Annotated in this window: 25 protein-coding genes and 2 pseudogenes; 19 read left to right on the top strand and 8 right to left on the bottom strand. The window is 47.1% G+C overall.

The annotated features are described in order from the left end of the window. Window positions 1-48 precede the first annotated feature (48 nt). Window positions 49-1560: a polyamine aminopropyltransferase gene (locus tag IE082_RS03350; protein WP_189491564.1), complete on the bottom strand. Its 1512-nt coding sequence runs from the start codon at window positions 1558-1560 to the stop codon at window positions 49-51. Window positions 1561-2010: 450 nt separating this feature from the next. On the opposite strand from IE082_RS03350, the gene IE082_RS03345 reads away from it, so the two are divergent. The 7 genes and pseudogenes from IE082_RS03345 (at window position 2011) to IE082_RS03315 (ending at window position 9724) form a co-directional block, all read left to right on the top strand. Continuing rightward, the gene (locus tag IE082_RS03345; RefSeq protein WP_229809696.1) at window positions 2011-2412 is read left to right on the top strand and encodes a DUF350 domain-containing protein; all 402 of its coding nucleotides are present in this window, start codon (window positions 2011-2013) and stop codon (window positions 2410-2412) included. Between the two features lie 25 nt (window positions 2413-2437). Further along, on the top strand, window positions 2438-3436 hold the full coding sequence (locus IE082_RS03340) for an SPFH domain-containing protein (RefSeq protein ID WP_189491561.1): 999 nt from the start codon (window positions 2438-2440) through the stop codon (window positions 3434-3436). Between the two features lie 161 nt (window positions 3437-3597). Then, window positions 3598-5064 (top strand): DUF4178 domain-containing protein, encoded by a 1467-nt coding sequence (locus tag IE082_RS03335; RefSeq protein WP_189491558.1) that lies wholly within the window; start codon window positions 3598-3600, stop codon window positions 5062-5064. Window positions 5065-5371: 307 nt separating this feature from the next. After that, window positions 5372-5764: an adenosylmethionine decarboxylase gene (gene speD / locus IE082_RS03330; protein WP_229809695.1), complete on the top strand. Its 393-nt coding sequence runs from the start codon at window positions 5372-5374 to the stop codon at window positions 5762-5764. Window positions 5765-5883: 119 nt separating this feature from the next. Then, window positions 5884-7794, top strand: a complete 1911-nt coding sequence (locus IE082_RS03325; RefSeq protein WP_189491555.1) for an ATP-binding cassette domain-containing protein — start codon at window positions 5884-5886, stop codon at window positions 7792-7794. A 123-nt stretch (window positions 7795-7917) separates the two neighbouring features. Then, window positions 7918-8910, top strand: a complete 993-nt coding sequence (trhO, locus tag IE082_RS03320) for an oxygen-dependent tRNA uridine(34) hydroxylase TrhO (RefSeq protein ID WP_189491552.1) — start codon at window positions 7918-7920, stop codon at window positions 8908-8910. Between the two features lie 123 nt (window positions 8911-9033). Then, window positions 9034-9724: pseudogene (locus IE082_RS03315) on the top strand (IS6 family transposase). 197 nt (window positions 9725-9921) lie between these two features. Here the strand turns inward: IE082_RS03315 and IE082_RS03310 are convergent. Both IE082_RS03310 and IE082_RS03305 read right to left on the bottom strand, forming a co-directional pair. After that, window positions 9922-10812 carry an SMP-30/gluconolactonase/LRE family protein gene (locus tag IE082_RS03310; protein ID WP_189491549.1) on the bottom strand — a complete coding sequence of 297 codons (891 nt, stop codon included), beginning with the start codon at window positions 10810-10812 and terminating at the stop codon, window positions 9922-9924. Window positions 10813-10936: 124 nt separating this feature from the next. Next, window positions 10937-11662 (bottom strand): SDR family oxidoreductase, encoded by a 726-nt coding sequence (locus tag IE082_RS03305; protein ID WP_189491546.1) that lies wholly within the window; start codon window positions 11660-11662, stop codon window positions 10937-10939. Between the two features lie 140 nt (window positions 11663-11802). Between IE082_RS03305 and IE082_RS03300 the strand changes: the two genes are divergently transcribed. From IE082_RS03300 to IE082_RS03265, 9 genes and pseudogenes are all read left to right on the top strand, one after another. Further along, window positions 11803-12114 (top strand): winged helix-turn-helix transcriptional regulator, encoded by a 312-nt coding sequence (locus IE082_RS03300; RefSeq protein ID WP_189491543.1) that lies wholly within the window; start codon window positions 11803-11805, stop codon window positions 12112-12114. A gap of 80 nt (window positions 12115-12194) precedes the next feature. Further along, window positions 12195-12380 (top strand): HAD family hydrolase, encoded by a 186-nt coding sequence (locus IE082_RS11195; RefSeq protein WP_229809694.1) that lies wholly within the window; start codon window positions 12195-12197, stop codon window positions 12378-12380. A 12-nt stretch (window positions 12381-12392) separates the two neighbouring features. Then, window positions 12393-12860 (top strand): annotated as a pseudogene (gene yjjG / locus IE082_RS03295) (pyrimidine 5'-nucleotidase); the annotation flags it as partial. A 77-nt stretch (window positions 12861-12937) separates the two neighbouring features. Further along, on the top strand, window positions 12938-13453 hold the full coding sequence (locus IE082_RS03290; RefSeq protein WP_189491540.1) for a GNAT family N-acetyltransferase: 516 nt from the start codon (window positions 12938-12940) through the stop codon (window positions 13451-13453). 112 nt (window positions 13454-13565) lie between these two features. Next, window positions 13566-14279, top strand: a complete 714-nt coding sequence (locus tag IE082_RS03285; RefSeq protein ID WP_189491537.1) for an alpha/beta fold hydrolase — start codon at window positions 13566-13568, stop codon at window positions 14277-14279. 64 nt (window positions 14280-14343) lie between these two features. Continuing rightward, window positions 14344-15246 (top strand): 50S ribosomal protein L11 methyltransferase, encoded by a 903-nt coding sequence (gene prmA / locus IE082_RS03280; RefSeq protein ID WP_189491534.1) that lies wholly within the window; start codon window positions 14344-14346, stop codon window positions 15244-15246. A 14-nt stretch (window positions 15247-15260) separates the two neighbouring features. After that, on the top strand, window positions 15261-15848 hold the full coding sequence (locus IE082_RS03275) for a zinc-ribbon domain-containing protein (protein WP_189491531.1): 588 nt from the start codon (window positions 15261-15263) through the stop codon (window positions 15846-15848). A 5-nt stretch (window positions 15849-15853) separates the two neighbouring features. Next, window positions 15854-16423 (top strand): chorismate--pyruvate lyase family protein, encoded by a 570-nt coding sequence (locus IE082_RS03270; protein ID WP_189491528.1) that lies wholly within the window; start codon window positions 15854-15856, stop codon window positions 16421-16423. Then, on the top strand, window positions 16420-16602 hold the full coding sequence (locus IE082_RS03265) for a hypothetical protein (protein WP_189491525.1): 183 nt from the start codon (window positions 16420-16422) through the stop codon (window positions 16600-16602). Before IE082_RS03270 ends, IE082_RS03265 begins: the two co-directional genes overlap by 4 nt. Before the next feature lie 102 nt (window positions 16603-16704). Here the strand turns inward: IE082_RS03265 and apaG are convergent, their stop codons facing one another. After that, on the bottom strand, window positions 16705-17067 hold the full coding sequence (gene apaG / locus IE082_RS03260) for a Co2+/Mg2+ efflux facilitator ApaG/CorD (RefSeq protein ID WP_189491523.1): 363 nt from the start codon (window positions 17065-17067) through the stop codon (window positions 16705-16707). A 96-nt stretch (window positions 17068-17163) separates the two neighbouring features. Between apaG and rpe the strand changes: the two genes are divergently transcribed. From rpe to IE082_RS03245, 3 genes are all read left to right on the top strand, one after another. Continuing rightward, complete coding sequence (gene rpe, locus IE082_RS03255) at window positions 17164-17850, top strand: ribulose-phosphate 3-epimerase (RefSeq protein WP_189491521.1); 687 nt, start codon at window positions 17164-17166, stop codon at window positions 17848-17850. Window positions 17851-17916: 66 nt separating this feature from the next. Beyond that, complete coding sequence (locus tag IE082_RS03250) at window positions 17917-18591, top strand: phosphoglycolate phosphatase (protein WP_189491518.1); 675 nt, start codon at window positions 17917-17919, stop codon at window positions 18589-18591. A gap of 192 nt (window positions 18592-18783) precedes the next feature. Then, window positions 18784-19485 (top strand): hypothetical protein, encoded by a 702-nt coding sequence (locus IE082_RS03245; protein ID WP_189491515.1) that lies wholly within the window; start codon window positions 18784-18786, stop codon window positions 19483-19485. Between the two features lie 71 nt (window positions 19486-19556). Here the strand turns inward: IE082_RS03245 and adk are convergent, their stop codons facing one another. From adk to lpxK, 4 genes are all read right to left on the bottom strand, one after another. Further along, entirely contained in the window at window positions 19557-20210 is a 654-nt protein-coding gene (adk, locus tag IE082_RS03240; RefSeq protein ID WP_189491512.1) for an adenylate kinase, read from the bottom strand. A 163-nt stretch (window positions 20211-20373) separates the two neighbouring features. Continuing rightward, a complete protein-coding gene (gene kdsB / locus IE082_RS03235) occupies window positions 20374-21156 on the bottom strand; it encodes a 3-deoxy-manno-octulosonate cytidylyltransferase (protein WP_189491509.1) in 783 nt (260 codons plus the stop codon). Next, on the bottom strand, window positions 21153-21329 hold the full coding sequence (locus IE082_RS11430) for a Trm112 family protein (RefSeq protein ID WP_373295047.1): 177 nt from the start codon (window positions 21327-21329) through the stop codon (window positions 21153-21155). Before IE082_RS11430 ends, kdsB begins: the two co-directional genes overlap by 4 nt. Window positions 21330-21462: 133 nt before the next feature. Beyond that, entirely contained in the window at window positions 21463-22656 is a 1194-nt protein-coding gene (gene lpxK, locus IE082_RS03230; protein ID WP_189491506.1) for a tetraacyldisaccharide 4'-kinase, read from the bottom strand. Window positions 22657-22857: the final 201 nt, after the last annotated feature.

The raw sequence follows: 22857 nt of genomic DNA, 5'->3' as shown, positions 1-22857 counted from the left end.
TGATGGGAAAATGGACTCAATAGACAAATGAAAAACCAGTTAAAATACTCAACGAATCACATGCCGCCAGTCTTCTTCAAAGTAATGCACCAGTTCTTGAGTATTCAAATAATTGGGGTTCGAGTCCCAAGGCTTCATATCCAAAGGAAACTGAAACATCAATCGAGTCATTTCCGCATCTAAAAACCGCAAAGGCACCTGAAAAGTCGTCGGCGGCTCATAGTCAGGATGATTAGCAGCAATGATAAAGCCCCATTCTCCAAAAGAAGGGACATACGTATGGTAAGGTGAGGTATAAAAATTGGCTTCTTTTAAGGTCGCATTGATTGACCAAAACGAGCGCGGTGCATGGTATGGCGAGGTAGATTGCACCACGACCAGTCCATTGTCAGCCAAATGTTCTTTGACCATTCGGTACATCGGCACAGAATAGAGCTTTCCCAACGAAAAATTTGATGGGTCAGGAAAATCAATGATGATTGCGTCAAAAAATCCTTTGTTTTCCTCAAGCCAACGCGCCGCATCAGCATTAATAACGCGTGTTTTCGGATGATTCAATGAACCTTGGTTCAATGCAACCATCTGTGCGTTGGTTTTGAACAAATCCGTCATGGCAGAGTCTAAATCCACCAAAGTCACTTCCTCAATCTGAGGATATTTCAACACTTCTCGCACCGCCAAACCATCACCGCCGCCCAAAACCAAAACTCGCTTCGCCCAGGGCAGCTTTGCCATCGCGGGATGCACCAACGCTTCATGGTATCGGTGCTCATCACGAGTTGAAAACTGCAAGTTGCCATTGATGTACAAGCGGCTATCGTCTTTCCAACGTGTCATGACCAGCTTCTGGTACGGCGTGTTTTGTGTATAAACCACCTCGTCGCCAAAATATTGCTGCTCACTCCAATGCACCATTCGCTCGGCCATCACCACCCCACCAACAAGGAGTATCAAAGCCACACCGCCGCGCAACACTTGAACCATGGGTCGAGACAACTGATGCCAAAACACCCGCACAGCCAGTAACGCCACGACCACATTCAGAACACCAAACAACAAAGCCGTGCGTGAAATGCCCAGCTTAGGCGCCAATACCAACGGAAACAGCAGCGAAACCACCAGTGCCCCCAAATAATCAAAGGTCAGCACCTGACTGACCAGCTCAGAAAACGCCACTTTTTGCTTATTCATTACCCGCATCACCAGCGGAATCTCCATTCCGACCAAAATCCCTGTGATGACGACCAAGGCATACAACATCGTCCGAAATGGCGCAATCACCCAACCAAACGCCAAAAACAACATCAGCGCAGAAAATCCGCCAATCAAACCAACCAAAAGCTCAATTTCAACAAAAACATCCAGCACCCGCTCCTCAGGCACATACTTAGACAAATGCGAACCAACGCCCATCGCAAACAAATAAGCGCCAATAATGCTGGAGAACTGAAAAATCGAATCGCCTAATAAATAACTGGCCAAAGCCCCCGCAATCAACTCATAGGCCAAGCCACAAGAAGCCACAACAAAAACGGAAATAATGAGTAAACGATTGCGCATGAGCTAAACATTTCCAGCGAGACTGGCTCGCCTTTTATTTTTTTAAATTCATTTAAATGATGGAAGGCGGTACGGAAAGTGAAGCTTCTAAATGAAGCTTTTATAAAACGACGTTTGCCAAAAAGTAAAAACCAGCGTTTCCAGTGCTGATTGATGATTAGAAATTCACTCAGGAGCACCTAAAAAACTCACAACAAATTCAACAAGATAAATCACGATAAATGAGGTTAAATTTTAGAAAAAGCAGCACTTTTCGTCACAGGAAGTTGTCTAAAAACAAACCAGCCTGTGTTTCCTTAGATTGAATCAGCTGATCAAACAAGACCGGAAGTATACACAAAACCCACACACATCTTTTCATCGTTTATACACAAAACCGGGAAATTAAGACATGTACACACTTAGGCGCATGCTATGATAGCGCCTCATTTTTGTCTTCACAGGATTACTATGTTTCAGGAACTTTTGCCAGCACTCACAGCGTACTTTGCCTATTTGGTGATTGGTTTACTGCTGCTCGCGTTGTTTATTTTGACTTATCTGAAAGTCACCGTGGTCGATGAGATTTCTTTGATTCGCCAGGGCTATTTGGCTCCCATGCTCTCATTTGGCGGTGCATTGATTGGTTTTGCTTTGACTTTATGCTCGAGCGCTATGCACACCAATACTTTGGTTCTTTTTCTGACTTGGGGCTTGTTAGCGGGCCTTGTACAAATCTTGGTTTACTATGTGGTATCACATTGTGTCAAAGGTTTAGCAGATGCGCTCAATGACAACAACATCGCCATGGGTGCTTTGTTGGGATTCGTGTCTGTTTCCGTCGGCATTTTAAACGCTGGTTGTTTATCTTAATTCACTCTCACTACCAGGAGTTACCATGAGCTTATTTTCATTCATCAGCAAACAATTCATCGACATCATCCAATGGAACGAAGAAAGCGATGGCGTTTTGGCTTGGCGTTTTCCTGTCGCGGATCAAGAAATTCAATACGGTGCGCAACTGACAGTCCGTGAATCGCAAATGGCCGTTTTCATCAACGAAGGCAAAATCGCCGACGTCTTCGGCCCCGGTTTATACGAATTAAACACCCGAACCTTGCCCGTTTTAACAGCTTTAGAAAACTGGGATAAAGGCTTTGAGTCACCTTTTAAATCAGACGTGGTGTTTTTCAGCACACGCTTGCAACTGGGTCGAAAATGGGGCACGCCGAACCCCATCACCATTCGTGATCAAGATTTTGGCATGGTGCGGATGCGCGCTTTCGGGATTTATTCATACAAATTGGTTGATCCTAAGCTCATGCACACCCACATCAGCGGCACACGTGAGTCCTATAGCGTTGAAGATTTAGAGCAACAATTGCGCAATCTCGTCATCAGCACGATGACCAGCACTTTGGGCAGCTCCGGTGTGCCTTTTATCGACATGGCGGCCAATCAATTGCTCATGAGCGACAAAATCAAAGAAGTCCTCACCCCTGTATTTGCTCAGTATGGTTTGTTGTTAGACAACTTTGCGGTTGAAAACGTCTCGTTACCAGACGAGTTACAAAAAGCCATCGACACCCGCATCAGCATCGGCATGGCGGGTGACTTAAACAAACTCACTCAGTACAACACCGCCAACGCCATCAACCAAGCCGCGCAGAACGAATCAGGTTTGGCAGGACTTGGCGCAACCATGGGTGTGGGGACCATCATTGGTCAAACCATTGCCCAGCAAATGGCACAACCTAGCGCACAACCTGTCTCGCCAGCTGAGCCGACACCACAAGAACGCCTGAGCCAGCTCAAAGTGTTGCTTGATCAAGGTCTGATTAGCGCCGTTGATTACGACAATAGCAAAGCAGAAATCCTTAAAAAATTGGTGGGCTAACGACTCTGGTGCAAACCTGCCCTGATTTAATTTGCTAAACCTTACAAAACATTGAAAAAAAGCGGTTTTCAGCGAAGTTTCTGCAAAAAGTAGTTTCTTGCTTTTTACAGAAGCTTCGTTTTCTAAAAGCTTTGCTTCCCGTATTTTCCTTAGACTGATTCATGATTTTTCATACCAACTGTCCCAGCTGCGGTGCACAAGCCACTTTCCGATCCAGCGCATCTGTATTGACCATTTGCACGTATTGCCAAAGCACCGTATATCGTCAGGCCGATATGGTGGACAATGTCGGCAAAATCGGCCAAATACTGGAAGACTATTCACCAATCCAGATCGGCACAACAGGTATTTATCAGAAAGAGCATTTTACGGTCATTGGACGTTTGCAGTTGTCTTACGAGGCAGGCCTGTGGAATGAGTGGTACATTCTGTTTGACAACCATCAGTCTGCTTGGCTAGGAGAAGCTTCTGGCCAGTACGCCATCACTTATGAAGTCAATCCTGACAACCCACCACCTGAGCTACCTGCCATCAAGCCGGGTTCTGTCTATCAACATCAAGGCCTTAGCTACACAGCCACTGACGTGCGAAAAGCACAATGCGTCGGCGGCGAGGGTGAGTTGCCTTTCATGGTTGGATCAGGTTACCAAGCGCAGGTTGCTGATTATCGTTCTGGCGAATATTTTTTAACCATTGATTACAGCCATGGAAAGACCGCGACGCTTTACGCAGGCCGAGCGGTTGATCTGAGTACACTCAAATGCCAATTATTGCTCAGTGACAACGACATTTCGACCAGAGCTGGACGCATTAAGGGAAGCGTTCACACACTACACTGTCCAAATTGCGGCTTTGCCTTGCAATACAACGTGGGGGTCGCCACTCAGCTGTCCTGCCCATCTTGTGCCTCATCGGTTGATTGCAGCGGCGACCGCGCAGTGCTGCTATCAAAGATGCAAGCCCAACTCAAATCAAGATTCGCCCGTTTAGAATTAGGTGCAAAAGGTAGGATTCACGGAAATACTTGGACCATCATTGGCCTAATTGAATGCAAAGACCCTCAGTACGATGACGAAATTTGGGTCGAATACTTACTATTTAATTCAAAAAAAGGGTTTTTATGGTTAGTTCAAACAGAAAGCTCATGGTATGAAACAGAAGTACTTAATCAACATCCCAATACGCAATCTGAGGAGGTCGTGAAATTCAAAAGTGTCAATTATCACTTAAGTGAACGCTACGCCTCAGATGTCGTCTATGCTGCAGGTGCTTTTAATTGGCGCGTCGCGGTCAATGACCGAACTTGGATCGAAGAATATACCAACAACAACACCGCACTCATTAAAGAGCAAACTGCGCATGAGATCACATGGTCAAAAGCCAGATTACGCAACGAAAACGAGGTCAAGGTTTGGTTTCCTTCACTACGCGCAGACAAAACAAAAAACCGCGGTGAAATATCGCTGGATACTCAGTCATTTTTTGAATCTTGCTTAGCGATTTTGTGGATTGTTAACTTGACCATAGGATTAGTAGGTGGTCATTTGGTTATTCCAGCACTGTTATCCGCCTTGGGAACGCTTTTATTGTGGCTACCTCTATTTTTCATGAAGTTATTTGGTAAATGAATATCATCCCCCCATAACAGAGATATTCTTAATCTAAGCGAGTGATGGTGAACAAACATGACACCCAAATCAACCAAAGAGGGTTTTACCAGTTTCATTAAATCATCTTCGGCATATCAGCATCTAACATTTTATTTATCAACAGACCAAACCCCATCAATATGTATAAAATCTATTGTGTTTTTATTGTTGCATTCACCATATTCCTCAACATTGTCTTTTTGAATAGCAACACAGGTCGCGCTAACTCAGGATGGTCAAGCGGATCTGGTGGTAGCTCATGGGGCAGCTCGGGCAGTGGTCACAAATGATGCACACCAGCACTCACGCGGCAACAGGGCAACACCTTTTACTTGATTTGTATGGGTGTGATGCTGCGCTTTTGTCTTCGCTCGAACAATTGACCCTGCTTATCAAAAACGCTGCTCACCGAGCCAATGCAACAATCATCAATAGCCATTTTCACCATTTTGGCCACCAACTGGGTGTAACAGGGGTGTTGTTGCTCAAAGAATCACACATGAGCATCCACACATGGCCTGAGCATGGTTATGCTGCGATTGATATTTTTATGTGCGGTGACGCCGAAGTGGATCAGGCAAAGACCTATTTACTTGCCGCATTCAAGCCAGATCAGCACACCAGCCAAAAAATTAATCGAGGCCTGTATAGCAACGTTTTTCCACCCGTACCCGCCTAATCTGATCAAAGTCACAGAGAAAGTTGACTTCACAGACGAGTCTGTTGACTAATTTTGCTATAATTACCGTCTTTTTAAGCCTTGCATCCGCAAGGCTTTTGTTTATTGTCACAACGAATATGATCACCATCTCCAACCTGCGCCTCCAGCGCGGCACCTCTGTTTTGTTAAAAGACGCCAACGCCCGTATTGATACAGGGCAAAAAGTCGGCGTGGTGGGAAGAAATGGCACTGGCAAATCGAGTTTGTTTGCCTTATTACGCAAGGAGCTACAAGCGGACGAAGGCGAAGTATCCATTCCTGTTCGATGGGTGATCGCTCATGTGGCGCAAGAAATGCCCGAAACCGATGAATCCGCGCTCGATTATGTCTTGGCAGGCGATGCAGAATTAACCAGCCTGAACCAACAGCTTTCTGAAGCAGAGCAATCAAACGACGGTGAAAAAATCGGGCAAATCTACGCAGAGCTGACACGAATTGACGCGTACACAGCACCGTCACGTGCGGCGCAACTACTCAATGGCTTAGGTTTTGCGCAATCCCAGCAAGGCAATGCGGTGCGCTCGTTCTCTGGTGGCTGGCGTATGCGCCTTAATCTGGCGCGTGCGCTGATGTGTCGCTCAGATTTACTGCTACTCGATGAGCCAACCAATCACTTGGACTTGGACACGGTGCTGTGGTTAGAAAACTACCTCAAAAGCCACCCCGCCACGCTACTCATCATCTCTCACGATCGTGACTTTCTTGATGCACTATGCACACACACCATCGAAGTGGCTCAGCAAACACTGACGACATACAAAGGCAACTACAGCAATTACGAGCGCACCCGTGCCGAGCGACTGATGCAGCAAAATGCCCTGTATGCGCAACAACAACGTCACGTGGCTCATTTGCAAAGTTATATTGATCGATTCCGTGCAAAAGCCACCAAGGCTCGCCAAGCACAGAGTCGCATCAAGGCACTTGACAAGCTTGAACTCATTGCACCTGCGCATTTGGACTCCCCCTTTTCGTTCGAGTTTCACAGTTTGCCTGACCTACCGAACCCACAGATGCAAGCCGACAAGCTCGATTTGGGCTATGGGGACAATACTCTGCTCAAAAGCATCGAGTTCACCATCCAGTCCCAAGACCGCATCGGCCTACTCGGCATGAACGGTGCAGGTAAATCCACGCTGATTAAAGCCCTCGCTGGCGAGCTCACGCCACTGTCTGGTGAAATCATCACCGCGCCAAACTTACGCATCGGCTACTTTTCGCAACAACACTTGGACACTTTGCGCGAAAACGAATCACCACTGTGGCACATGCAGCGCCTCGCGCCGAACGAAAACTGGCAAAAACTGCGCAACTACTTGGGTGGCTTTAATTTCGGTGGCGACATGGTCAGTGAGCCGATCACGAATTTCTCAGGTGGTGAAAAAGCCCGTTTATCACTCGCCCTGCTCATTTGGCAAAAACCACATCTGTTGCTGCTTGACGAACCAACTAATCACTTGGACCTCGACATGCGCCACGCTCTTGTCATGGCACTACAGCAGTTCGACGGTGCACTCATCGTTGTGTCACATGATCGCAGCCTACTCGCCAACTGCGTGGATGACTTCTGGCTGGTTGCCGACCAAACAGTGCGCCCATTCGACGGAGACCTTGACGACTACCGCACTTGGTGCGCCCAGCGCTGGCAACTGCACAAACAAAACAACCACAACTCGGCAAATGATAAAACTGGCAAAAAAACTCCAGACGCTCCTGCCAAAAGTGCCGCCACACAGCAATTTGAACAAAAAGCACTCAAACAAAAAATCGCCAAGCTAGAAAAACAAATGGCGATTTTTCAAAACGAATTCGATGAGTTGCAAGGTTGGCTGGCATCGGAAGTTGCCTACCAAACAGATCAGCAAGAGGCCGTTATCAGCGCGAGCAAACGACATGCTGATTTACTTAATCTATTGGCACCGCTGGAAGAAGAGTGGTTAATCATGAACGACGAACTAGAGAGTTTAAACCAGTCAATCAGTAGGTGAAACATTGGTATAAATTCATCGGTGAATCAGCAATATGGGAGAACACTCATCAGCCGCTACTCGCTTTTAGCTGCCAAAAATCGTATAATTGCCCTTTGTTTTTAATGTGTTAGGAAAAGAATCATGTCCCAAGTTGTTGTCTGCGCCATGTATAAATTCGTTGATTTGCCGCATTTTGAATCACTGCGCCAGCCACTCTTAGATGTCATGGCCATCAACTCGATTCGCGGTACGCTGCTGCTGGCCAAAGAAGGCATTAACGGTACGGTTGCAGGCTCGCAATCGGCTATTGATCATCTGCGCGCGTGGCTCAACCAACAAAATGGCCTAGAAAACATTGACTGTAAGTTCTCCCACCACGACACCATGCCATTTAACCGCAGCAAAGTGAAGTTAAAGAAAGAAATCGTCACAATGGGCGTAGAAGGCATTGACCCGCGCCGTGTCGTGGGCACTTATATCAAACCGAAAGACTGGAATGCACTGATTTCAGACCCCGAAGTCATCACCATTGACACCCGTAACGACTACGAGTTTGAGATTGGCACGTTCAAACACGCGCTGAATCCAAACACCGAAACATTCCGAGAATTCCCGCAATACGTGAAGAAAAGCTTAGACCCGACAAAACACAAAAAAGTTGCGATGTTTTGCACAGGCGGAATTCGTTGTGAAAAATCAACCGCTTATCTGAAAGAACAAGGCTTTGAGGAAGTCTATCACCTAGAAGGTGGTATTTTAAAATACCTCGAAGAAGTCCCTGAAGAAGAAAGTCTGTGGCAAGGTGAGTGTTTCGTCTTTGATGACCGCGTCGCCGTCAATCACAAGCTCGAAAAAGGTCATTATGACCAATGCCACGCTTGCCGATACCCCATCACAGATGCGGATAAAGCGAGTCCAAAGTACCAACCACAAGTGAGTTGCCCACATTGCTACGACACGCTGGACGCTGATAGAAAAGCCCGATTCTTAGAGCGCGACAAGCAAATCAAGCTCGCTGAGCAACGTGGTGAATCCCACATCGGTGGCGACGTACAAAAAGTCGCAGCAGCACGCCATGATGCAAAAATGGCGCAACGAGAAGCAGACAGACTCGCTGCATTGGCGCAGAAATAAGATGAAGAACTGGGTGGTTTAACCACCATTTTTTCTTACGGTAATGGATGAACAAGGTTCTATTGCGTTGACGGGTAAAGGTTTATAATTTTGGGTTCAACGAATTAATAGTGGAGTAAGGAAATGAACGCATTGGATATTGCATTTCGAGGCATGCGTTACCCCTGGGATATTATATTACAGTGCGCTCGCTGGTATGCATCGTATTCATTGAGTTACCGCAACTTAGAAGAGATGATGGAAGAGCGTGGCTTGTTTGATTGAAGCCACACCACGATTTATAGATGGACCCGCAAGATTATCCCCGTATTAAACTTGTTGGTCCGCAAGCGCAAATGGGCAGTGAACCCCAGCTGGCCCATGGATGAAACTTACATTCTCATCAACGGTCAATGGTATTACTATTACAGAGCCGTTGATAAACATGGGTTAACAATCGACTTCCTGTTGAGCAAACAACGCGATAAAACTACCGCCATGCGCTTCTTCAATCAAGCCATCAAACAGCACAGTTCTCCTAAAACAGTGGTGATGGACAAAAGCGGTTCCAACAAAGCGGCCATCGAGAAAATCATCGATAATAAACACCTTGCCATCAACGTGAGACAAGTCAAATACCTAAATAATATTGTCGAGCAAGACCATCGAGCCATTAAACGCAGTCAGACCCATGCTCGGTTTCAAATCCTTTAACTCCGCTAGCAATATTCTGTCTGCTATTGAAATCGTGCACATGCTGCGCAAGAATCAATTTGACATTCCTAACAGCAAAAACATGTCCATTTTTCAAAGATTTAATGCCGTAGTGGCATAATTCGGCCTGCATTTCAGGCAATGGGCTACTTATTGCCTCTTTTTCGACAGTCTCGGGCAATTTTGACCTTAATGCAACAGAACCGTTGGTTGTGCAAAACGTTTGTGTTGATTCCAGTTAAACAAAAAACAGCGACACGTCGCTGTTTTTTTATTGTTGCGATTGCGCCGTGGGCAAGCGCCGCACGGCGCCATATATTACCAAGTGTAGCGATGCAGTTGTCCGTCGCGCGCCATTGGGATGAGCAATGATTTTTGTTTGGGTTGATACAAAATATCGCCCGCACCCCTTGGTAAGTCAAGTATTTTGGTCACAACGCCTTTGGGGGTGACTGAAAATACAGCGCTTTGCTTCCAGTCGGATACTAAAAAATTGCCTTTGTCATCAAGCTGCAAACCATCTAAATTACCAAAAGTTTCTGGGGTGACTTGTGTGATGCTTTTGGTTTTTGGATTGACTTTCAACAAGCGACCATGCGGTGCGTTGATGGGTTTGCCATCCTGAAACGCCCCCCAAGCGGCAACATACAGGTCATTTTTAACAAAGAGCAGGCCATTTGGATTTTCGAGTTCAGGCGATTGCATCCACGATGAAACTTTGCCATTTTCCAAGCGATAAATCGCCGAAGTGAACATGTCAGACACATAAACACGACCTTGACTGTCTGCAACGGTGTCATTTAAAAATTGTGCGTTTTCTGGTGAATGCTTGGTAATGGCGCCAGTATTCAAGTCAATTTGCACGAGCTTGGTTAAGTCGCCAACGTAAAGCTGATCTTTCACAATGGTGATGCCTTTGGGATCATCCAAACCTGTAGCGATGGTTTTTTCGACTGTTGTGCCATCGGCTGAGATAACGACAATTGAGCCGTCTCCAACTTTATCGCCTGCTTGCAAGCTCGCAAAATAGCGGTTTCTTTTGGCGTCAAATACCACAGACTCAATACCCGCTACGTTTGATATTGTGTTTTGCAAAATGGGCGCACCAGTGTGTGGTGCAGGGTTTTTGGCATAACTATTGCTAAAACCAAATAGCAATGAGGTGGCCAAAGTGGCATTGAGTAACTTAAAGGTGAAATTTTTTTTCATAACAATCCTAAAAAAACATACGTAAAAACGCTTGATTAAAACTTCAAATTTTTTTGACAATAAAGTCCGAATGGGCAAAACTCTTTGCCATTCGGCCACTGTTGAAGCGATTCTGTTTAGTCAATTACGCGTCTTGACGCGTCGCTGAAATAACCAATTCACGAATCGAGACTTCTTGGGGTAGCTCATACATAAAGCGTACCGAGCTAGCGATGTATTTTGGGTCAAGCGATTTGCCGCCCATGGTTTCTTTCCATTCGTTGTAGCCGTCAATGATGTCTTGTGACGTGGTGTGGCTCAATAGCGCAGTTTCTGCGGCACCTGGCGCAACGGTCAACACGCGCACGTTGCTCAGCGCGACCTCTTGGCGCACGGTTTCAGTGAGCGCATGTACGGCAAATTTTGTGCCGCAATACGCCGCGTGGCTGCCAAAGGTTTTTTTGCCTGCAATTGATGACACGTTCACAATTGTGCCCGTGTTGGTGGCAACCATGTCTTTGAGTACCAACTGAATGCCGTTTAAAACGCCTGTGACATTGACGTTGAGCATGGTTTGCCATTCGTCTGGGTTTTGATCTAACAAGCTGCCCAGCAGCATCACGCCTGCGTTGTTGACCAGTAAGTCAGTTTTGCCGTACAGGGTCTCGGCTTCTAAAATGGCATTTTGAAATGCTTGATAGTCTGCAACGTCCACTGATTTGATGAGCGTGTTTTTAAAGTTAAATGCGTGTAAGTTTTCGGTGCGGCGCGCAATTAATAGCATGGGATAATTTTGCGCGGCAAACTCTTTGGCCAGTTCTAAACCAAAACCACTGCTGGCGCCTGTGATAACGATGAGTTTTTTAGACATGTGTCAGATTCCTGTAAAATATCAAAACATGCCGTTGAATGATGGCAAGTGCGGCATTCTAAATGTTTTACGCACGTATAAATACTCTCAATATTGCGAGCGCGGTTGGATGATTAGGCTTGCCAAACCAAAGGCTTTAAATGACTGAAATAGTTCGTTCTGATGACTGCAATATCAACCAATGTGCGCTCAGTGAGGGCGTTGCGCAGCTTAAATCGCGTTGGCTGGGCGGGATTGTGCTCAGCTTGTATGAGTCTGAGAAACGATTTGGCGCACTTGAAGATAATTTTCCGCTGATGACTGCTGGGCAGTTGAATCGAACGCTGGTGCAGGCGATGGGGCACAACATCATTGCGAAGGTGGACGGTTGTTATACGCTGACGGAAAAAGGCTTGGCTGCGGCGCAACTGTATTTGGCGGTTGAGACTTGGATTGCGCGTTTTGGTGGTTAGCCTGTTTGGCTGCGATGGGGCGTTTTTGTGAGGCTTATTTCGCTTGAGGGCGTTTGGTGAGTTTTTAAAATTATGATTGGGTGCTATTTGATGCAGATGACACGCTATTTCACTTCGATGCGTTTGCGGGTTTGCAACGTATGATGACAGGGTTTAGCGTCACATTTACCCAAGCAGATTTCGCCCAATACCAACAAGTCAATCAACCCTTGTGGGTGGACTGTCAAAATGGCATCATCAGCGCACGTGAATTACAAGTGCGCTGATTCGATGGCTGGGCAAAGAAACTCGCCACAGGCCCGCATGACTTGAATCAAGCTTTTCTAACGTCCATGGCAGAAATCTGTGCACCCATGTCAGGGGCTGTCAATTTACTGGATTCTTTACGCCATCGTGTGAAGCTCGGAATCATTACCAATGGCTTCACGCAGCTACAGCGTGTTCGATTAGCTGCAACAGGGCTACAAAAGCACTTTGATATTTTGGTCATTTCTGAGGAAGTGGGTGTGGCCAAGCCTGATGCACGAATTTTTGACCATGCTTTATCATTAATGGGCTCACCTGCACGGGAACGCGTGCTGATGGTGGGTGATACACTGGAGTCTGACATTCTGGGCGGATTGAATGCGGGCATGACAACCTGCTGGGTTAATTCGAACGGCAAAATCGCATCTGAAAACATACGACCACATCACGAAGTCAACTCACTGACGGCGTTAAAAGCACTCCTGCTGGGTCACATTTAAACCAAAACACCACCCAATAAGAAAACAGACTGGTGCAATTTTGCTTGCATGATTGACGATTTTACGAGGAAATATTGATGCCTGAACTATTCATCACACATTCAACACTAGCGGACATACCCGCTGTGTTATCACTGTATGTCAGCGTGGCGGCTATTGAAGGAGGACTAGCGCGAACGGCTGATGAAATCTCAGAGGTTTATGTCCGAGACAATATCTCGTCGAGCTTAAACCGTGGCATTTCTTTGGTCGCACGCATTGGTGATTGCATTGTCGGCGAAATTCACGCTTTTCAACCAATTCCTAAGGTGTTTTCTCATGTACTGTCTGACCTCACCATTGCCGTCCATCCAGCTTATCAGGGACGGGGTATTGGACGTGCCCTATTCTGTGAGTTATTACAAAAAGTTACTAAGGAGCACCGCCACATATTACGAGTAGAATTACTGGCAAGGGAAAGCAACCAACGCGCCATTGATTTTTATAAAACACTGGGTTTTGAGATCGAGGGGGTTTTTAAAGGACGTATTAAAGGCTTGACTGGTGCATTAGAAGCGGACATTCCGATGGCATGGCATCGATTGTCTCAGTAAAAATGAAGCTTTCTGAGGCATAGCTGAGATTAATCCCCCGAACCAAAGAACTGATTTATCACTGCGATATCTGCGATAATACGGCCAATTTCAACCCTCACAGGATTTCGTTATGGCTCAGTTCCTTCTCGTTCACGGTGCTTGGCATGGCGCGTGGTGTTGGAAACGCGTATGTCCGATTTTACGTCAGGCAGGACATGAGGTACATGCCGTGAGCTTAACGGGTGTCGGTGAGCGCGAGCACTTACTTAACGCCAGAATAAATTTGAAAACCCACATTGAAGATGTGCTGGCGGTGATTCGTCATGAAGAGTTGACCGATGTGGTGCTGGTCGGCCACAGTTATGCGGGCATGGTCATCACGGGCGTGGCAGATGAGTTACTCCAAAGCACGCAGCATCCTATCAAGCACTTGGTGTATCTCGACGCTGTCACACCACACGATGGTGAATCCTGGAGCTCATGTCACTCACCCGAGACTAAAGCCGCACGAATAGCCAGCGCTTCCGAGGAAAATGGATTGGCATTACCCATATCTGATGCTTCTGTTTTTGGTCTGACTGGTGACGATTTGCGCTGGGTGAATCGACGCATGACTCCGCAACCGTTCGGCGTGTATGAAGATGTGCTGCACTTCAATGCACCTCGTCTCTCGGGCGTGCCACGCACGTTCATCGACTGCACATCACCCGCTTTAAAAACAATTGCAGTGATGCGGGAGCGTGTCCGCACTGAACCGCATTGGCATGTGCGTGAAATTGAAACAGGTCATGACGCGATGATTAGTGCGCCGATTGAACTGTGTGAGGTATTACTGAACTTGTGATGCTTTATTTTATTGATGTTAACCTTCGGAAAATGTTAATTTTCCTACGATTGAAAGCTGATTTATGTGGATTGAAGTAATACTAAGTGTGCCTGCTGAGCATACAGAAGACTTGTCTGATGCCTTAATGGAAGCTGGCGCACTATCAGTCGCAGTGGAGGACGAGTGGGCGGACACTGACGCTGAGCAACCACTGTATGGTGAACCAGGCTTAGAGCCCACTACTAATGCATGGGCACAATCTCGACTGGTGATATTGGTTGATCCTGAGACAGGTATTGATGACATGCTGGATGTTGCCTGCGATGCTATCTCGATGACTGTACCCGCATACGAAACACGCAAGGTCGAAGCCCAAGACTGGGTTCGCTTAACACAAAGTCAATTTGAACCAATATCCATCACCGAACATTTATGGATTGTCCCAACATGGCACGAGACTGAGGGCAATGCGACTCGAATCAACCTACGCCTTGATCCAGGATTGGCGTTTGGCACAGGCAGTCACCCCACAACACGCCTGTGTTTACAGTGGCTCTCTGCTGAGTTGCCCAAAGATGCAACGGTTCTGGACTATGGGTGTGGCAGTGGCATTTTGGCTATTGCCGCAAAAAAACTCGGCGCAAGCAAGGTCATCGGCACAGACATTGACCCTCAAGCCGTACAAAGTGCGGTGGACAACGCATCGGCCAACGACGCGGCAGCACAGTTTGTTTTGCCGGATGGTATGTCCTCAGGTCAATATGGTGTGGTGGTGGCCAATATTCTATCCAACCCTCTTAAGCTACTCGCACCAGCGCTGGTTGGCTACGTCGCAGATGGTGGACATTTGGTTCTATCTGGTATATTAGAGCGTCAAACCAACGAGCTCATCGCCGCTTATGCACCCTACATGCCAATGCACGTGTGGCGAGCAGATGATGGTTGGATTTGCTTGGTCGGCCAAAAAACCACCTCAGTCAATTAACACAGTAAAAAGCCATGAACACATACGCGGTCACCTGCCCTGCTTGCCACAACTCATTTAAGCTCACGCACGATTTATTGCGCGTGGCTTCTGGCTGGTGTGAGTGTGGCCAGTGTCAGCATGTGTTTGATGCACAAGCTAGGTTGCAACTTCTGCCACCTGACCACACGCTGACGTTTTTACCAAAAAATGCATCACCCAATAGTAGCGGCGTGCCCCGTTTAACTGCAGCATTCACAATCATCAAACCAAACACCAAAGTCACGCAGTCATCTAAAACCAGCAATGATTTAGAAGAGATCAAAAACACCGCCTTAGGCAACGTACACATCCACACCACCAATGTAGTACCGATGGTGACCTTACCAGAGACAGCAGCTCTCTTGACACCCCCGACCGAGCAAGCAGTAGCCAACACAGAAGACCTCAACAACAGTAAACGTCGCCTCACACGTCGCCATCAATGGATAGGCGCTTTGTTTGTCCTGTGTTTGTTGCTTGGCATCGCAGCAGCCTCACGCCCAATTAGTTTGTATTGGCCAAAGAGCCGAGGATTTTTTGAGTATTTGCATCTTCCCGTCACCACACCACCACAGCCCTAACCAGCATGCCAGCTTTACACTCTCCTTGGCAAATTTATGTGCCACGCATTGACCGAGCACATCGTCATTGGCTGACCGACGTCGGTTCTTTGACTCAAAAGCTCAAACAACACAGTCAAGGATTTACCGTACTTCGCCAAGCCCAGCAACGTGCGCCCACCCCTTTAGCCGAAAGTCACGCCATCAATATGCCGAACCGACGACGTACATGGCAACGCGAAGTTTTATTGCTCTGTGATGGCATCCCTGTGGTTTACGCGCACACCATTACCCCGCTCGAAAGCGTTTCTCGCGACTGGCCATTTTTTAAACGACTGGGCAATCAAGCACTCGGTGTGGCATTATTTGCCAACCCCCTGATTCGACGCGCACACTTTGAATACACTCGCCTGAGCGAACGAGACGAGCTATACCAAACCACTCAAGCAGCCGTCGCCAACCATGGGCTGGTTTTACCAAAGCACATTTGGGCGCGCCGCTGCATCTTTCACCACAACCGCCACAAAAACAGCCGCATGATGGTCACCGAAGTCATGCTGCCCGCCATATACAACCTACGCAAACAGACGTTATGAACCATCCCATCCGAACTCTACTCATTGCCTCGCTCATCACACTGATTGCCACGATGGCTTATCTGTATTATGACAACACGCAAAGCATCGCTCGATGCCAAAACGCGGGAGGGGCATGGGATACAACCGCTCAAATATGTGATATGAGCGCACCAGAAGAAGTACCAACAGCACCTTAAAAACACCCACGCAGCAACCAATAAATGTGTTGCCGATGTTGTTTTATTGAATCAATGAAAGCAGCATTTTATTTTTTATCCCGTTTTGGGATTTTTTTTCAATCAATGAACCACCGTCGCCGCTACCAGTAAAAACTGCGGGATGTCGACAATAAATTGCCCACCCTGCTCATCCACACAATAATACTCACCATGCATCGTGCCATACGGCGTAGATAGCGGACAGGTGCTGCTGTATTCAAATGTTTCATTGGGAGCAATGTGTGGCTGCATCCCCACCACACCATCGCCACGAACCTCACGACTAACGCCAAAACCATCGGTAATCACCCAGTGACGCGAAATCAGTTGAGCCGTTTGCTCACCGTTATTGGTGATGCGAATCGTGTAAACAAACACATAGGTATCATTCTTTGGCTCAGATTGTTCTGGCCAAAAAGCACTCTCGACGTGAATATCAAACATGCATAACCTCTTTTTATCAGCCGTGTGAATGGACTCATAGTAAAATAACGGGGAGTTGACCGCAAGTCTTTTATTTCATCCATTTTGGGCAATCACATGACCACCTACCGCATCTCTCCCTCCATTCTTTCCGCCGATTTTGCCAAGCTTGGCGCAGAAATCTCTGACGTATTGGCCGCTGGTGCTGATTGGATTCACTTTGATGTGATGGACAATCATTATGTGCCCAATCTGACCTTTGGCCCGATGATTTTAGAAGCCATCAAACCTTACGCAGGCAGTGCTTTGATGGACGTACATTTAATGGTAGAGCCTGTCGATTCGCTCATCAGTAGCTTCGCAGCAGCAGGCGCGAACATGATTACCTTTCATCCTGAAGCGTCTCGTCACGTCGACAGAAGTTTATCTTTGATTAAAGGCGCAGGCTGTAAAGCAGGCTTGGTGCTTAATCCTGCCACACCACTTTCTGTGCTTGGTCACGTTATGGATAAGCTCGACATGATTCTCCTCATGTCGGTCAACCCAGGTTTCGGTGGTCAGTCGTTCATCTCAGAGACACTGAACAAAATCAAACTTGTCCGCGCACGAATTGACGCTCATGTCGCTGCTGGCGGCCAACCGATTTTGCTTGAGGTGGACGGTGGTGTCAAAGTAGACAATATTGCTGAAATCGCTGCTGCGGGTGCAGATACTTTCGTGGCAGGTTCTGCAATTTTTAACGCCCCAGATTACAAAACAGTTATTGATAACATGCGTGCTGAACTCGCGACAGTCATACGCTAAAACATCCGTTTCATAAAGCCCTACCGCTCATTCAGTCTCTTTTTTAATCTACGGGTTGATTTATCCATGCCTCCTCATTCTCAACCACGTGGCATTTTGTTTGACTTAGATGGCACATTGCTGCACACCGCGCCTGACTTGGTCAAAGCCATCAACCAGCTGCGCCATGAATATCATTTGGCCGCGTTGCCATTTGAATCGGCTATTAGCATGGTGGGCAAAGGCGCACAAAACCTCGTCAAACGCGCCCTCGCCGATGCCCTCACCACGGTTGACTTGACCATGGCTTACCAGCAGTTTTCACAGCACTATCATGCTATCAATGGCGATTCGACTGAAGAATACGCTGAAGTCACCAACGGCCTAAGTGCATTATATCGGGCAGGATTCAAACTGGCCATTGTCACCAATAAGCCGAGCGAATTCACCCTCCCCCTACTCACACAATTTGGCTGGAAAGAGTATTTTGGCAGCATCGTCTGCGGCGACACGCTGACGCACAAAAAACCCCATCCAGCACCGATTCTCCATGCTTGCTCAGAGCTGGACATTTCGGTCAGCGAAGCACTTATGGTTGGTGACTCCATGAACGACGTCCTTGCCGCACAGGCAGCCAACTGTCAATGTGTCGTGTTTAATTATGGTTACAACGAAGGCGTAGCGATTGAGCATGCACTCACACAGAACAATACCGTGCGCATTTTCAGTCATTTTGACCAGCTAGTAGCGTCATTAAGTTGATATTCGTCATATAAACCATACACAATTTTTACTGAGACAGCTCTTTGCGAGAGCTTGACCCACGCTCCCAACCAAAGACATCACCAAAGACAAATCAACGCTTCTTCGTATAAAGACCGATGACAACCTATAGCAGAATGGAATAACAGTTTAAAATACAGCCTCACTCACAATTTTAGAAAGGGAGCTCAAATGAATAGCCACAATCCTTACAGTACACCCAAAACTGATCTAATCACAAACACTATCCACTCGGATGGCACGATTGGAGAAGGCTCTTTAGATAATGCAATTCAAGGACAATACGATTTTCGTGTATTCGATGCCATTTCAGAAGGCTTTACTTTGAGTAACGGCCACAAGCTGCCCATCAATATTGGCATGTTGATTATTTATGTTTTGAGCTTGATTGCGGCGTTTATTCCTTTTGCATCACTGTTAATTGCAGGCCCTTTTACGGCAAGTTTGGAAATGATGGGCGTTCGTGCAGCAGTGGGCAAAAAAACAGATGTGGGACAGGCTTTTGATGGCTTTAAACTGTTTGGCCCATTATTGGGGTCATTTTTATTGATGGTATTGCTGATTTGCATCGGTTTTGTATTACTTGTCATTCCAGGTCTTTACCTATCGGTTGCTTATGTATTTGCCTTGCGCGTTCGTGCTGACAAAGGCATACCTGTTTGGGAATCAATGGAAGCCTCACGTAAAGCGATCACACACCGCTGGTTTTCTATGTTTGGGCTCATCTTGATGTTGGGTTTAATCAACCTTTTGGGATTTGTTACCGTCATTGGTTGGATTTGGACGATTCCAGCGACCTACACTACTCTGGGGGTGGTCTATCGTAAAATGTTTGGGGTCAACAACACCACATTTACGGCGAACGCTGATTAAACTGCGGCTTAAAGCCCAAAGCAAAAATCCCGATGCACGTGCATCGGGATTTTTTGTATCACTGAACAAAATTATTTCAAAGCATCCAAAATCCGTTGGCGAATCTCATCAACCGAACCCAAACCAGAAATTTTGCGATATTGCGGTGCATCTTGTGAACCGTTGGCAGCCCATGCGCTGTAATAGTCAATCAGTGGGCGTGTTTGCTGTTGGTAAACATCCAGACGCTTACGTACGGTTTCCTCTTTATCGTCTTCGCGTAAAATCAAGTCTTCACCAGTCACATCATCTTTACCCTCAACCTTCGGTGGGTTGAATGTAGTGTGATAAACACGGCCAGAAGCCTCATGTACACGGCGACCGCTGATTCGTGTGACGATTTCTTCGGCAGGCACATCAATTTCGAGGACAAAGCCAATGCTCACTGCGGCATCCTTGAGTGCATCGGCTTGTGGAATGGTGCGAGGGAAGCCATCAAATAAGTAACCTTGTTGGCAGTCAGACTCAGTCAGACGCTCTTTGACCAAATTAATAATCAATGCATCGGAAACCAGTTGACCCGCTTCCATAACCGACTTAGCTTCAATGCCCAGTGGAGTGCCTGCTTTGACTGCCGCGCGCAGCATATCACCTGTCGAAATTTGTGGAATGGCAAAATGCTCTTTGATGAAAGCGGCTTGTGTACCTTTTCCGGCGCCTGGTGGGCCTAACAGGATGATGCGCATATTTTTTCCTCTGCTGGTTAATGGATATTTGAGTGGTCTGCAACTTTGGGCACAAAAAACGCGACTACTCAAGTCGCACCCTGACACGTAACCTTACCGCAGTCGAGCCTTTTGGTCAAGATTTAGGGTGACGGTAAAGCAATAAAAATGTGGTTTTAGCTTTTTATTTAGAATATTGAGCCAAAAAGTTTTCAACAATAGCCACATCGCTCGGTTCATCGACACCCGGCGCGGAAGCCATTGGGCTGATGTAGACGCTGATTTGATGACCATTGGCCAAGACCCGCAATTGCTCCAAGCTTTCAAACTGCTCTAAAGGACTGGCAGGTAAATCAGCGTATTGTTTCAAAAAGCCCACACGATAAGCATAAATACCCATGTGACGCAGCACTGGTAGCCCTGCGGGCAACGCAACCAATCCATCACCGCCTGCCGCTCGCATCGCATCACGCGGAAAAGGAATCGGCGCACGAGAAAAATACAATGCGCGCTGCTGATTGTCTAAAACCACTTTAACGATATTCGGATTAAGCAAACTGGCCGCGTCAATCAATACATGTGCTGCCGTCGACATCACACAATCAGGATGAGCAGATAAGGCCAAAGCAACCTCCTCAATCAGCTCAGGCTCTATCAGTGGCTCATCGCCTTGCACATTCACAACAATGTCATCATCTGGCCATACTCGAGCCTCTGCAACTTGCGCGATTCGGTCTGTGCCTGAAGGATGATCCACATCCGTCATCTGGGCATCGAAACCAGCTTGCTGGACACATTGCGCAATCGCTGCATCATCCGTCGCAACCACAATGCTGGAGACGCCCGTCAATTTCGCGCGATCGACCACGCGCAGCACCATCTCTCTCCCAGAAAGTTTCACCAGAGGCTTGCCATAAAAACGAGAACTGCCCATACGGGCAGGGATAACAATGTGAACTTGGCTCATGCTTGGTGATCCACAACAACAGCCTGCTCCATTAACATAATGGGGATGCCGTCGCGCACGGGAAAAACCAATTGATCATGAGCACACAACAAACCTGTTGCATTCTCTATTTGCGTCAGTTTACCTTGGCACTTGGGACAGGTAATGTGTGTGAGCCACGATGGTTGGGACATAAAAATGTTTCTCATAAAAAATGTAAGTACGACGCCCAGAAAATGAGCGCCCCTTGAGCAATAAAACACGCATTATTTGGCTTTGCTTTAAAACCCTAAGAAGGCCAAGTGCCATAAAATCAGCTTATGCCATTCATATCGACTTAAGGCTTTCCAAACGTTCAAGCAGAAAGCTTTGTAATCGAGCCAAATCATCGGTGTTGACCACATCAAGTGGCACAACCCAGTATCGGCCTTTGTCCTCATTCGATTTTTCAAGGATGTCTCGGCATTTTACCGCATCCTTTTCGGTCATCAGCACATATTTAGAGGCGAGCACCAGCGATTGCCTAAAGACCGACAAATCAAATGCAGCATGGTCGGGTAGCGGCACCTCTAACCCCACCACGCCTTGTCCTTCGAGCATCCGAAAAAACCTGACAGGCTGAGCAATTGCAGCCATCATTGTGACAGATTTACCAGAAAAGAATGACAATGGCACACGGTCGGAAGGATTGAGCAAATCATAAGCATCCGCAATGTGACTCTCAAAAACAAAATGAGGGACGTCATTTCGAGTGACTTGCTGAACGGGGCACGTCATCGCCGTATCACCACGTCGATGCCACACGACCGCATCAACCTCTTTCAATCGGCTGAGCCCTTCACGTAAAGGTCCAGCAGGCAAACACAAACCATTGCCGACACCGCGCCCATCCATGACCACAATTTCAATATCTCGCGACAAACGATAGTGCTGTAAGCCATCGTCGCACAGCAAAACATCCACCTCAGGATGAGCTGAACAAAGAGCTTTGGCAGCTCTCGCACGATCCGCGCCCACCCACACAGGGCACTCTGTATTGAGAAAATGCAGCATTGGCTCATCACCCACCACTCGGCTATCACTCATAGCCGTCACTGCCATCGGCATCCGACTTTGTCGTGCGTTAGAGCCACCATAACCACGCGCAATAATGCCTGGTCGATAACCAGCTCGGCGCAATGTCCTCGCTAACGCAGTCACCACGGGGGTTTTCCCCACGCCCCCAACCATAACACCACCCACCACCACCACAGGTACTGGAGCGAACAAAACATCCATCACGCCAGTCTGGTAAAAGACCCGTCGCAACCACGAAAACAATTGGAATAAAGCAGCCAAAGGTGCCAATGCGTAGTTTTTTAAGCCACGCTGCCCCCACAGAGACAGCCATGCAGCCTCTCTCTGCGCGCGAGCGCTCATGGACAAGCCATTCATGCCCTGTCCAAACCCTGCACCCCACTGACCATGATAAGTTTGATCACTGGTGGTACTTTTGATTCTGTGTTTTTTGTTAATTCCCACCCTCTGTCCTTATTTCCGCATGAGTATTTCTCAAAAATGTGAATTTTTTTGATAAAATTAAAATAGTTTGCAATACGTATCTACCACAAAACGAAAAATGACTAAACTTAAGTATAACTCAAAAAACAGCAATACATCGGTATTTACGGAGGATTGCCCAAAAAAACAGTAAATCAAATTTTTTTAGAACAAAATCCATAA

The organism is Formosimonas limnophila, from assembly GCF_014652675.1.
Lineage (GTDB): Bacteria > Pseudomonadota > Gammaproteobacteria > Burkholderiales > Burkholderiaceae > Hydromonas > Hydromonas limnophila.
This window is presented reverse-complemented; position numbering and strand designations above follow the sequence as displayed.